This window comes from Rhizobium sp. Leaf321 (genome assembly GCF_001423215.1).
In the GTDB taxonomy this organism is placed as follows: Bacteria; Pseudomonadota; Alphaproteobacteria; order Rhizobiales; family Rhizobiaceae; genus Neorhizobium; species Neorhizobium soli.
In genome coordinates this window covers 733,263-745,740 of record NZ_LMOF01000006.1, presented here as the reverse complement: position 1 = coordinate 745,740, position 12,478 = coordinate 733,263, and the positions used below count along the sequence as shown (strand labels likewise).

The window sequence follows — 12,478 nt, the reverse complement described above, 5'->3', positions numbered from 1 at the left end:
GATCAGCAAGGCATCCATCGTGTTCAGGAAGTGGGTCCATGACCTTGTCCCTTCACAGACTGCTTTCCAAGATCATCAGAAATGGCACTCTCATCGTCCGCGGCTCGGGCGGGGAAACCTATTACGGCAGCGGCGGCGGACGGACCGTTGCAATCCGCTTTACCGATGAAGCGGCTGAAAAGGCGCTGGTTTCCGACCCGCAACTGCAGCTCGGCGAACTCTATATGGACGGCCGGATCATCGTCGAACAGGGCGACATTTACGAGTTCCTGGCGCTCATCAAGGACAACACGCTGAAGGAAGGACTGACCTTCCAGATCCTCATGCGCAGCCTTGGCAGAATAATCGCATCGCAGTTTCGCAATCGTGTGCCGATCAACCACAACCGCCGCAACGTCGCCCACCATTACGATCTCGACGAACGGTTGTTCGCGCTGTTTCTGGACGAGGACTGGCAATATTCCTGCGCCTATTTCAACCCGCCCGGTATTTCGCTGGATGAGGCCCAGATCGCCAAGAAGCGTCATATCGTGGCAAAGCTTCTGGCAGAACCCGGGCACAAAGCCCTGGAGATCGGCTCCGGATGGGGCGGCATGGCGATGTATCTGGCGGAATCGTCCGGCGTCGACGTAACCGGCATCACGCTTTCCACCGAACAGCTGAAGATTTCCAAAGAGCGTGCGGCACGACGCGGGCTTGCGGGCAGTGTACGCTTCGAGCTGCAGGACTATTATCACCTTCCCGCCGACCAGCGCTACGACCGGATCGTCTCGGTGGGCATGTTCGAGCATGTAGGACGGCTGAACTACCGAAAGTTCTTCAACAAGGTCACCGACGTGCTGTCCGACGACGGCGTGATGGTGCTGCACTCGATCGGCCAGCCCTACCCGGCGGTCTATAACAATCCCTGGATGGACAAATACATCTTTCCGGGTGGCTACATTCCCTCGCTTTCAGAAGTTCTGCCGGCGATCGAGAAAGCGGGACTTCTGGTTTCCGACATCGAGATCCTGCCGATGCACTACGCTTATACGCTGCGGCACTGGCGCGAGCGCTTCATGGCGAACCGGGACAAGGCAATCGCGCTCTATGACGAACGCTTCGCGAGAATGTGGGAGTTCTATCTGGCCGCGTCGGAAATGGCCTTCACCCATGAGGCCTTTCACATTTTCCAGATCCAGATCGTCAAGAAGCGGACGGCCGTACCGGACAATCGCGACTATATCTATGAGCGGGAGGCCGAGCTCTACGCATTCGAACAGGGCCGCATGCCGCTCGAGCAGATTGCAGGTTGAGGCTGGACGCGCTGAGCGGGGTCGATGGGGAAGATCATAGGCTGGCAAAGACGGCTCGCGGCGGGTCGCACCACCCTGTCCGGATCGTCCCGCTTGACGATTTCCACCACGGGGGGCATGACATCGGCCATGACCGAGAAACCAAATTCCGATGCTTTCGGCGGCCGCGTCTCAGACGCTCCATCCGACAATTTCGTCTATCAGGTGCTGCCGCGTGCCGCCTGGCCCTACGCGCAGCTGGCCCGCTGGGACCGGCCGATCGGCTGGCAGTTGCTGATGTGGCCGTGTTTCTGGTCGGCCGCGCTTGCCGCCAATGCGGCGATGGACGAGGGCATGTTCCAGCCCTGGCAGCTGATCTCGCATCTGGTGCTGTTCTTCATCGGCGCCGTGGCCATGCGCGGCGCCGGCTGCACCTATAACGACCTGATCGATCACGAGATCGATAATGAGGTGGCGCGCACCCGCTCGCGGCCGCTGCCCTCCGGCCGGGTGTCCCGCTTCGAGGCGAAGGTGTTTTTGGCGGTTCAGGCGCTGGTCGGGCTTATCGTGTTGTTGCAGTTCAATACGTTTTCCATCCTGCTCGGCATCGCGTCGCTTCTGGTCGTCGCGATCTATCCGTTTGCCAAGCGGTTCACCGACTGGCCGCAGTTCTTTCTGGGACTGGCGTTTTCCTGGGGTGCGCTGATGGGTTGGGCCGGCGTGTTCGGCAGTCTCTCCTGGGCACCGATCTGGCTTTATGCGGCAGCCGTTGCCTGGACGATCGGTTACGACACGATCTATGCCCATCAGGACAAGGAGGACGACGCTCTGGTCGGCGTGCGCTCCACGGCAAGACTGTTCGGGGACAACACCAAGGCCTGGCTGATCGGGCTTTACGGGCTGACGCTGGTGTTTCTGCTGTTTTCCTACATTGCCGGCGATGCGGGTTTCTTCGCTTATGTCGGATTGATCGCCGCGACCGTCATGCTCGCCTGGCAGATCCTGATCATCGATATCGACAATCCCGACCAGTGCCTCAAACTGTTCAAGTTCAATACACAAGTCGGCGCCGTTCTGTTCGGCGGACTGATTTTGGGCCTCATATTGTAAACATGGAAAAGCCCGGCTGTTCGGCCGGGCTTCGCATTTTCGCGGGCGGTGGTTCTTAAGAGAGTGTCTCCTAACGCCGCGCGATGATTTCCTTGCCTTCGATCTTCATGATAACACCGAGGCTGCCGGTTGCGCGGCGCACCAGGAAACGCGGGCGGCGCTCTGCGAAATAGGAATGGCGGCGGCGCGGCTTGGTCGTGGCGGTGCGAAGATCGCCGAGGTGGTTTTCCAGCGGACGGGCAATGCCATCGGCTTCGACCATCAGCATCGGAATGCGGAACGCATCCGACCAGCTGCGCCAGTCTGCAGCGATATCGCAGAGATCGTGGGCGACGAGAAGCGGGATGCAGAGATCCGGATCATCGTGATGCAGTTCAAGCGTGACAGTGACGTCGCCATCGCCATGATCGATGGCGCGGGCGGCCACACCCTTGAAGGCGCGGGCCGGGAGAGCGAAGGAAAGCGGCAGACCGCTTTCCGGCAGGATCTTGCGCAGAACAGCTCCGCGCTCGTCGATGGTGATTGTTACATCTCCTGACGTCTCGTTCATCGCATAGGTGACCTGCTGCGGAAAACGTGACGGATCGATCCTCAATGTCGACCCTGCCCAGACGGGCTTCAGAACGGTATTCGTCATCGGTTGTGCTACCCTTGTTTTACCTGAGAGCCGTTTCCGGTGTTTCCGGCTGCGTATCTCTGCGGGACTTATGTCCTCTGATAGGCTCACAATAAGCGGGCGCTGTTCGAGACTGCTTAAAAATCGCGGTTAAGGAAAACCTGCCGTTTTGAATGGTTAGCGAAACCGCATATGCTTTAAGTTTCCGAAGGATGAACGGGATCAAGTGTGTGCCCCATCGGGACGGATCAGACCCGCGCCGCGAGACGGTCGATCTCGGTATGGGGAAACACCTCTATTCCCGCGGAGATAAGCAGCGCCGCGGTGACGCCGTTGCCGGCGTGCTTTCTCCCGGAAAACGACCCGTCATAGATCAGGCCCGAGCCGCAGGACGGGCTGCCGTCGATCAGCAGCGCATGGGTGCAACCGTTTTGCCTGGCAAAGTCCAGCGCCCGGCGTGCACCGGCCACAAACTCCGCCGTCACGTCGCCGCCTGTGGTTTCCAGCACGCGGGCGCGACCGGCGAGCACGTCATCTCCCGTCATGCCATTCTCGATTTCGGCCGGCGGACGCGGCACGCTCATGCCGCCCGCAAGTTCGGGACAAATCGTCACCAGACGCCCCTCCTCCCGCCACCGCTCGATCGCCGGATGGACGAGCGGCTTGCCTGTGCCGTCGTAACGGACGGCATGGCCGAGAAGGCAGGCGCTGATGAGGATCATCGGCTGCTTCATGCGGATGGATCGAGATGGCGGAGGGCGTCGCTTTTTTCGTGCAGCATTGGGACGAAGTCTGCGAAGGGTTCGCCAAGGGTGATCTGCACGGGCTTGTTCATGGGCTTTGTCCTATCGGCTCCACGCTATGAAGATAGCACGGAGCCGATGGAGAACAAAGGTTAGGACACGATGCGGGAGAAGTCCGCAACCGTGGCCGTCGCCTCCCGGATCGCCTTGAGGAGAGCGAGGCGGTTGGCGCGGATTGCGGCATCCTCGTCATTGACGAGCACGTCTCCGAAGAACGTATCGACAGGAGCGCGCAGCTTCGACAGGGCTTCCATTGCCGAGCGGAAATCTTCCTTGGCAACCGCGTCGGAGGCTTCGTTCGAGGCTTGCGAAATCGCTGCCCAGAGCGCCTTTTCGGCATCGAGCGTCAGGAGAGCTTCCGAAACGCCATCGGCAACGACGGTGCCCTTCTTTTCTTCGGCGGCCAGCAACTGGGTGGCGCGCTTGGTGCCGGCCAGAAGGTTCTTGCCGTCCTCGGAGGTGATGAAGGCCGTCAGCGCTTCGGCACGACGGGCCACCAGCAGCAGATCGTCCGCGTCCGGCGTCAGCACCGCATCGATGATGTCATGACGGGCGCCGAGATCGCGGAGATAGACTTTGAGACGATCGTGGAAGAAGGAGAGGAGGTCTGCATCCTTGGTGACCGCAAGCAACGGCAACCGCACCTTCCGCTCGAGCAAAATCCGCACGACACCCAGCGCTGCACGGCGCAGCGCATAGGGGTCCTTGGAGCCTGTCGGCTTTTCGTCGATGGCCCAGAAGCCGACGAGCGTGTCGAGCTTGTCGGCGAGTGCGAGCGTCAGGCCGACCTTGTCTTCCGGCAGGCGGTCGGAGGGGCCGTTCGGCTTCCAGTGGTCTTCGATGGCGGCGGCAACCGATGCGTCTTCGCCCTGCAGCAGCGCATAGCGGCGGCCCATCAGGCCCTGCAGTTCCGGGAATTCGCCGACGGCTTCGGTGCGCAGGTCCGCCTTGGCGAGCACGGCGGCACGATCGACCAGAACCGGATCGGCGCCGGTGATCGGTGCCAGTTCCTTTGCCAGTGCGCGGATGCGGGTGACGCGTTCACCCTGGCTGCCGAGCTTGGCGTGGAAGGTGACGTTGAGCGCATCGAGCTTTGCCATGCGCTGGTCGAGCGGCTTCTTGAGATCGAGGCCGAATTTTTGGGCCGAGGCTTCGAGTGTCGCGAGATCCGGCAGGTCGCCCTGGTCGCGGGTCCAGAAATGGCGGGCGTCGGAGAGGCGCGCGCGCACGACCTTGCCGTTGCCGTGAACGATTTCCTTGCCGCCATCCTTGGCCTCGATATTCGAGATGAGGATGAAGTGGTTGGACAGGCTGCCATCGTCAGCACCCTGACGACGGGTGACGAAGCATTTCTGGTTTGTCTTGATGGTGAGACGGATGATCTCGGCCGGGATTTCCAGATAGTCTTGCTCGAACGTGCCGAGCAGAACATGCGGCCATTCGACGAGGCCGGAGACTTCCTCCAGCAGGCCTTCGTCCTCGACGAGGTCGAGACCGTTGGCGAAGGCGATGTCGCGGGCATCGTGCAGGATCATGTCCTTGCGGCGATCCGCATCGAGCATGACCTTCGCCTTTTCGAGGTTCGACACATAGTCGTCGAAGCGGCGCACGGTTATGGCCTCAGGCGCATGGAAGCGGTGGCCATAGGTGACATTGCCTGCGGTGATGCCGTCGATCTGGAACGGAATGACCTTGGTTTCTTCATGCTCGGTGCCGAACATGCAGACGATCGATTGCAGCGGGCGCACCCAGCGCAGGCTTTCAGACCCCTTGCCCTCGATACCGCCGAAGCTTGCGCCCTTCGGCATGGAGGCGGCACCCCAGCGCATGGATTTCGGCCAGGGGAAGGAGCGGATGATGCCGGGCATGACCGCTTCGATGATCTCTTCCGCCGCACGGCCGGGCTTGGAGACGACGGCCACGTAGAAATCGCCCTTTTTCGGGTCGCTGGCGACCTGGGCTTGCGAGATATCGGCAAGGCCTGCCTTGCGCAGGAAGCCGGCGATCGCCTGTTCCGGCGCCTTGGTGGATGGGCCCTTGATCTCCTCGCGCTGATCGGCCGAGCGCGCGTTGAGACCGCGGATATCCAGGGTGAGGCGCCGCGGCGTCCAGTATTCGCGAACGCCCTCATAGGTCAGGCCCGCATCCACCAGCGCATCGGTAACGAGTTTCCTCAGATCGCCGGCAGCCTTGCGCTGCATGCGGGCCGGAATTTCCTCGGAGCGGAGTTCTAGGAGCAGATCGGGCATGGTTTCATGTCTTTGCGCTGGAAAATAACGTCGCGGCGGACTTAGCAAGCCCGCCGGCAAAAGTCATCACTTGGGTTGGTGAAAGTCTGTCGATGCTTAGGCAGCACTCATGACGGGGATCGCCGCGATCTCATCCTTCTTTGCCGCAATCTCGATCTTCAGGTCGTAGCTGATCTGCAGGTTCATCCAGAATTCGGGCGTCGTATTGAAGAAGCGCGCGAGCCTGAGGGCCGTATCTGGCGTCACTGCCGTCTGCTCTGCGGCCAGTCGCTCAATCCGTGTGCGGGGAACGTTGAGTTTCTTAGACAGCGCACTGGCGCTCATCCGCAAGGGAACGAGATATTCCTCGCGGAGGATTTCACCCGGATGCACCGGTGGAAGGACACTTGCCATGACTGTTCTCCCTCAATGATAATCGACGATCTAGACCTGTTCGGCGCCGCCATCCGACCACGGAAAGCACACGCGCCACTGATCGTTGATGCGGATCGAATGCTGGCCCGAGCGATCTCCCCTCAAGGCTTCCAGGTGATTACCCGGTGGCGAGCGAAGGTCGATGAGTTCCACGGCGTTCTCGATCATGGTCAGCTTTCGAACAGCGCGCCGCAAAATATCTGACGGAAATCCTTTCGGCAGTTTGCCGTTGGCGACCGCTTCGGTCATCGCATTGCCGAAGGATCGTATCACGTCGCAGACCTTTCTGTATCATGCCATGATACAATCATCAACGGGTCGCGCTTACCAGCCGCCTCCCCCGCCTCCACCGCCGCCACCACCCGAGAAACCGCCGCCGGAGAAGCCTGATGATGAGGAGGATGTGGGTTGTGGCAGGGTCGAGGCGATGGTCGAGGCCATGGAGGAGGAGAAGCCGCCGATGCGGTCGCCGAAACTGTTGAAGCCGCCGCCGTGATACCAGGCGGCGGTGTAGGCGGCGCCGAGACCGGCGGCTGCGAGCCAGGTGTCGAATGCCTGGCTCCACGGCTTCTCGACGCCGAGCGCTACTGCATAGGGCAGAAGCTTTTCGAAATGCTGCGGCGACATTTCCGGTGCGCCGGCCATGTTCATGCGGTCCTTCTCGGCCACGGTGAGATAGAGGCGCAGGCCTTCGATCCCGGCCATCAGCTTGGCGCCGATCGGCGTCGGCGCCCCCATCAGGAAGAAGAACATGACGTTGGCGAGCACGATGCCGCCGACCGAGACGAGAAGCGGCCAGTGATCGGTACCGGTGAGTTCGGAAACGAGCGCCACCAGAACGGAGGTGACGATCGAGAGCGCGACGAGGCCGATAAAGCCGAGCACGACCACGGTCATGATGCGGCCAAACAGCGACGAGCCACGCCGCAGCTTCTTGCCGAAGCCGACCGCGATGAAGCCGAAGAAGACGGCCACGAAGACCGGCACGATCAGCACGGCGATCATGTCCGGTTCCAGATTGCCGAACACAAGCAGGGCTATGAGGAAGATGACGCTGAGGCCGATGCCGCCGAGCACATAGCCCCAGTTGGCGTTGTAATATTTGCCGCGATGTTCGCGTTCGATCGCCTGCCGGAAATTCTTGCCGACAGTCTGGACGGCGGTGCCGTTGTTCTTGTCGATGACGAAGCTTTCACCCTTGCCGCCGACTGCCGAGAGAATCACGGACTGACCGGCGGGCAGATCGCGGCCGCTGCTCTTATCGGTGCGCCTGATGACGATCTGCCTCGAGAGATCGTCGAGCACGACATAGCCCTTGACGGCGAGATCGATGGCGCTCGCGGCAAAGGCGGTCCAGCCGCCACCGGAAAAGCCCTTGTTGTCGATATAGTTGACCAGCGCCGGGGACAGGCCTTCCGGCGCATCCCAGCGCGGAACGACGATGCCGCGCGCCGGATCGCGGCCGACGCGTTTCCAGACGGCAAAATAGTAGGCCAGCACGATCAGGAGGCCGGCGCCGGCGATCAGCGTGCCCATATGGTCGCGTAGCCACCAGCTGCGTTCCTGATCCTTGGAGGGTACGGCCACGACGCCTTTCGGAAAGCCGGCAACAATCGTCAGCCCTTCCTGCGGGCCGAGCGGTCGCGTCGTCGAGAAGACAGCATTGTCACCGTTTGCCTGCATGCGGGCATTGCGGGCGGTCGAGCCGAGCGGGCCGGTAAAGGCCGCCGTCTGCTGCACCTGCCCGCCATCCGGCAGCGTGACCCTGGCCGAGGCCTGGGCGATGCGGAAATCCCAGCCGTTGCCGGTGACGTTCCAGTAGAGTTCGTCGTGATCGGCAAAGTAGCGGATCTGCCGGTCTGTTTTGTAGGTGAGCACGAATGTATGCTCGCCGTCGCGCAGAAAAACGTCCTGGTCTCCGGAATAGATGCGGATACCGCCGGCGATCGTCTCGGTGCGGTAGGGCTCATCGCGGCCATCGCGGGTGACGGAGACGATATCGAAGCCGACGCGAACCGTGCGTCCCTCGGCATCGACCATGGTCAGCGGAAAATCGCGGAAGATGCCGCGGCGAATGCGGTTGCCTTCCGACTTGGCGACAATCGTCTCGGTCACCTTAAGCTCGCCATCCGGTGCGATTGCGATTTCGGAATGGTAGCTGCGGATATACTCTTCGGCAGCGGCCGGAAGCCATGCCGCGCAGAAAAGCACAACAGCAAGAACAAGGCGCCGAACCATCAGCCGGCTCCGATCAGAATTTCACGGTGGGAACGGCGCGATCGGCTTCGTTGGTGATCTCGAAGTATTCGCGTTTGGAGAAGCCGAACTGGCCGGCAACAAGGTTGTTAGGAAAGGTTTCCACCTTGACGTTCAGTTCGCGCGCAGCACCGTTGTAATAGCGGCGCGACATCTGGATCTCGCTTTCGATGGTTTCGAGCGATGCCTGCAGTTCGGAGAAATTCTGGTTGGCCTTGAGATCCGGATAGGCTTCGGCCAGCGCAAACAGTTTTCCGAGCGCCTGGGAAAGCATGCCTTCGGCCTGGGCACGGCCCGCGACGTCGCCGGCCGGCACCGCCTGTGCCTGGTTGCGCAGCCGCACGACCTCTTCGAACGTGCCCTTTTCATGGGCGGCGTAGCCCTTGACGGTCTCGATCAGGTTAGGGATCAGGTCGGCGCGGCGCTTCAGCTGCACGTCGATGCCGGACCAGGCTTCCTCGGCCATCTGTCGCGCCTTGACGAGGCCGTTATAGATGACGACGAGATAGACAGCCACGAGGGCAAGAATGCCGAGCGCGATATACATGACGAGAACTCCCCCGGATAACAATAGCCGGGCGGAGACTAAGTCGGGTTCAGTGAATTGTCACTGGAAATCGGTGGGTTAGCCCGGAAACGCTCTAGGCAGCTTCCCGGCCGAGTTTGGCGCCGCCGGCATCCGTCAGCAGGAAGGCTTCGCCGCAGGCCTTGGCCAGTGTGCGCACCCGCAGGATATAGCTCTGGCGTTCGGTGACCGAAATCACGCCGCGGGCATCCAGCAGGTTGAACACGTGCGATGCCTTGATGCACTGGTCATAGGCCGGGAAGACGCATTTGTGCAGCATCTGGTTAGCCTGATCCCCCGGCGCGCCGAAAGCGAGCAGCGCCTGGCATTCCTTTTCGGCATCGATGAAGTGACGGTGCAGCATTTCGGTGTTGGCGAATTCGAAGTTGTGGCGGGAATATTCCTGCTCGGCCTGCAGGAAGACATCCCCATAGGAGATCTTCTCTTCGCCTTCGCGGCCGTTGAAGTTCAGATCATAGACGTTGTCGACGCCCTGGACATACATGGCCAGTCGTTCGAGACCATAGGTCAGTTCGCCGGCGACCGGCGAGCATTCGATGCCGCAGACCTGCTGGAAGTATGTGAACTGCGAGACTTCCATGCCGTCGCACCAGCATTCCCAGCCGAGACCCCAGGCACCGAGCGTCGGGCTTTCCCAGTCGTCCTCGACGAAGCGCACGTCATGCAGAAGCGGATCGAGACCGATCGCGGCAAGCGACCCCAGATAGAGTTCCTGCAGATTGGACGGGTTCGGCTTCAGGATGACCTGATACTGGTAATAGTGCTGCAACCGGTTGGGATTTTCGCCGTAGCGACCATCGGACGGGCGGCGCGACGGCTGCACATAGGCGGCCTTCCACGGCTTCGGCCCGAGCGCGCGCAACGTGGTGGCCGGATGGAACGTGCCGGCACCGACTTCCATGTCGTATGGCTGCAGGACCGCACAGCCCTTGTCAGCCCAATAGGCATGCAAGGTCAGGATCAGCGCCTGGAACGAGCGCTTCGGGTTCATGTGATCTGGCAGGGTCGTGGCGGTCATGGGACTGGTCGCTATTTGCTTATTTCCGGTGGCGTCAGGTGCCACGGGCGGGACTGGGGGTCAAGAGTTTTGCGGCATTCGCCCGGCTGCGGCCGCCGTTGCGAACCGCGACTCTGCCGGGCCAAACGTCACTTGATCAATCGCAATTCACGCAGGGGCAGGTCACCTATGGCTCAAAGCACCGTTCGGATAAATCTCTGATTTTATTGCCAAGTATAGAACCAGCCAGACCGGACCGGGCGTCGGAACGTTTCATTTTTCTTAAGTAAACTATGCTAAATTTCAACAAATCCGCACAATAGGACGATTGAAATGGTAACAATTCGTACCAAGATGATCTTTACGAGCCTTGCGATGTTCGTGCTTGCGGGCGGTGCTGCCGGAGCCGGGATTTGGGGTTCGACGACGCTGACGAACAATGTCGATACCGTCGCACGCACCGCCGAGATTTTGCGCAATCACATGCAGGCCGACATGATGCACGACGCCCTGCGCGCCGATGTTCTTTCGGCACTGATGGCACGCAATGCACAAGGCGAGATCTCCACCGCTGACGTCACCTCGGATCTGAAAGAGCATGTCGAGTCGTTCCGCAAGGCAATCGATGACAACAAGGCTCTGGTGACCGATCCCGAGATACAGGCTGTTCTTAAAAACCTGGATACGCCTCTGCGCGGTTACATCGACAATGCCAGCGCCATTGTCGCGCAGGCAGCGAGCAACCCGGATCAAGCACTGTTGTCGCTGCCTGCATTCCAGCAGCAATTCTCGATCCTCGAAACCGCCATGGAAAAAGCAGGCGATAGCATCTCGTCGCTGTCCGACGGCGTCAAGCTCAACAGCGACCGGCTGGCGGTTCTGATCGACACGATCCTCAAGACTGTGCTGGCCGCAACGGCCGTATCTGCGCTTGTCCTGCTGTTCGTATCGCGAAAGACCATCATTCAGCCGATCCGCTTTCTTGCAGGCGACATGCAGAAGCTGGTCGGAGGCAACACGGCGCTGTCCATCACGGGGATCAATCGCACCGACGAAATCGGCGAGATGGCGACGGCTGTCGAGGTGTTCCGGCAGGCAGCGATCACCAACAAGCGACTGGAAGCGGAGGCGATTGCCGCGCGTGAGCGCAACGAAGCCGATCGCATCCGGGTGACCAAGGAAGCAGAAGCGGCAGCCCGCGTGATGCTGCACGAGGCAACCTCCAGCCTGGCGGGCGGGCTGCGAAAGCTCGCGGCAGGCGATCTCAGCTTTCATCTCTCGGACGCTTTCGCACCTGATTTTGAAGCGCTGCGGCACGACCTGAACACAGCCGTACACCAGCTTGACCAGACGCTGACCACCGTCGCACAGGCGGCAGGCTCTATCGACACCGGCACCCGCGAAATCAGCATCAGTTCGGACGACCTGTCGAAACGCACGGAACAGCAGGCCGCCTCGCTTGAAGAAACCGCTGCGGCGCTCGACCAGATCACCATCAATGTCGCCAACGCCTCCAAGCGCGCCGACGAAGCCCGCGCGATCGCGATCCAGGCCAATGCCAGCGCCACCCAGTCCGGCATCGTCGTTGCCAGTGCGGTCGATGCGATGCAGCGGATTGAGGAGTCCTCGGGACAGATCTCCAGCATCATCGGCGTCATCGACGAGATCGCCTTTCAGACCAACCTTTTGGCGCTCAATGCGGGCGTCGAGGCCGCACGCGCCGGTGAGGCCGGCAAGGGCTTTGCGGTGGTCGCACAGGAAGTCCGCGAGCTGGCGCAGCGCTCTGCTCGGGCCGCCAAGGAGATCAAGGAACTGATCCGGAATTCGACGACAGAGGTCGAGAGCGGTGTGAAACTGGTGCGGGAAACCGGCGGCTCCCTGAAGGTGATCGGCGACTACATCATCACTATCAACCAGCATATGGACGCGATCGCAACGTCGTCGCGCGAGCAGTCGGTCGGTCTTGCCGAGGTCAATACAGCCGTCAACCAGATGGACCAGGTGACGCAGCGCAATGCAGCGATGGTGGAGGAAACCAGCGCCGCCAGCGCCTCATTGGCCACCGAAAGCCACCGTCTGCACGAGCTGATCTCACAGTTCACACTCGGCCGGCCCCCTGCCACAAAGCATGACAAGACACGCCGGGCTGCCTGATCATCGGAGCCAGGAACTA

11 protein-coding genes are annotated in these 12,478 nt (G+C 61.0%); 3 read left to right on the top strand and 8 right to left on the bottom strand.

The genetic code is table 11. The annotated features are described in order from the left end of the window. Positions 1-38: 38 nt before the first annotated feature. Both ASF70_RS09905 and ubiA read left to right on the top strand, forming a co-directional pair. Positions 39-1,295: a cyclopropane-fatty-acyl-phospholipid synthase family protein gene (locus ASF70_RS09905; protein WP_062579380.1), complete on the top strand. Its 1,257-nt coding sequence runs from the start codon at positions 39-41 to the stop codon at positions 1,293-1,295. 129 nt (positions 1,296-1,424) lie between these two features. Then, a complete protein-coding gene (gene ubiA, locus ASF70_RS09900; RefSeq protein WP_062580174.1) occupies positions 1,425-2,384 on the top strand; it encodes a 4-hydroxybenzoate octaprenyltransferase in 960 nt (319 codons plus the stop codon). 70 nt (positions 2,385-2,454) lie between these two features. Here ubiA and ASF70_RS09895 read toward each other — a convergent pair whose 3' ends face one another. The 8 genes from ASF70_RS09895 to ASF70_RS09860 all read right to left on the bottom strand — a co-directional run bounded on the left by ASF70_RS09895 (position 2,455) and on the right by ASF70_RS09860 (position 10,299). Next, a complete protein-coding gene (locus ASF70_RS09895) occupies positions 2,455-3,021 on the bottom strand; it encodes a DUF6101 family protein (protein ID WP_062579378.1) in 567 nt (188 codons plus the stop codon). Positions 3,022-3,248: 227 nt separating this feature from the next. Then, positions 3,249-3,722, bottom strand: a complete 474-nt coding sequence (locus tag ASF70_RS09890; RefSeq protein ID WP_244474001.1) for a DUF523 domain-containing protein — start codon at positions 3,720-3,722, stop codon at positions 3,249-3,251. Positions 3,723-3,895: 173 nt separating this feature from the next. Further along, positions 3,896-6,052 carry a glycine--tRNA ligase subunit beta gene (gene glyS, locus ASF70_RS09885; RefSeq protein ID WP_062579374.1) on the bottom strand — a complete coding sequence of 719 codons (2,157 nt, stop codon included), beginning with the start codon at positions 6,050-6,052 and terminating at the stop codon, positions 3,896-3,898. Between the two features lie 96 nt (positions 6,053-6,148). Beyond that, positions 6,149-6,445, bottom strand: a complete 297-nt coding sequence (locus tag ASF70_RS09880) for a HigA family addiction module antitoxin (protein WP_062579372.1) — start codon at positions 6,443-6,445, stop codon at positions 6,149-6,151. Positions 6,446-6,475: 30 nt separating this feature from the next. Next, entirely contained in the window at positions 6,476-6,739 is a 264-nt protein-coding gene (locus ASF70_RS09875) for a type II toxin-antitoxin system RelE/ParE family toxin (protein ID WP_062579371.1), read from the bottom strand. Between the two features lie 51 nt (positions 6,740-6,790). Further along, positions 6,791-8,704: a DUF2207 domain-containing protein gene (locus ASF70_RS09870; protein ID WP_062579369.1), complete on the bottom strand. Its 1,914-nt coding sequence runs from the start codon at positions 8,702-8,704 to the stop codon at positions 6,791-6,793. 13 nt (positions 8,705-8,717) lie between these two features. Next, complete coding sequence (locus ASF70_RS09865; protein ID WP_062453675.1) at positions 8,718-9,269, bottom strand: LemA family protein; 552 nt, start codon at positions 9,267-9,269, stop codon at positions 8,718-8,720. A 94-nt stretch (positions 9,270-9,363) separates the two neighbouring features. Next, a complete protein-coding gene (locus tag ASF70_RS09860) occupies positions 9,364-10,299 on the bottom strand; it encodes a glycine--tRNA ligase subunit alpha (RefSeq protein WP_062454837.1) in 936 nt (311 codons plus the stop codon). Between the two features lie 339 nt (positions 10,300-10,638). Between ASF70_RS09860 and ASF70_RS09855 the strand changes: the two genes are divergently transcribed. After that, entirely contained in the window at positions 10,639-12,459 is a 1,821-nt protein-coding gene (locus ASF70_RS09855; protein WP_062579367.1) for a methyl-accepting chemotaxis protein, read from the top strand. Positions 12,460-12,478 lie beyond the last annotated feature (19 nt).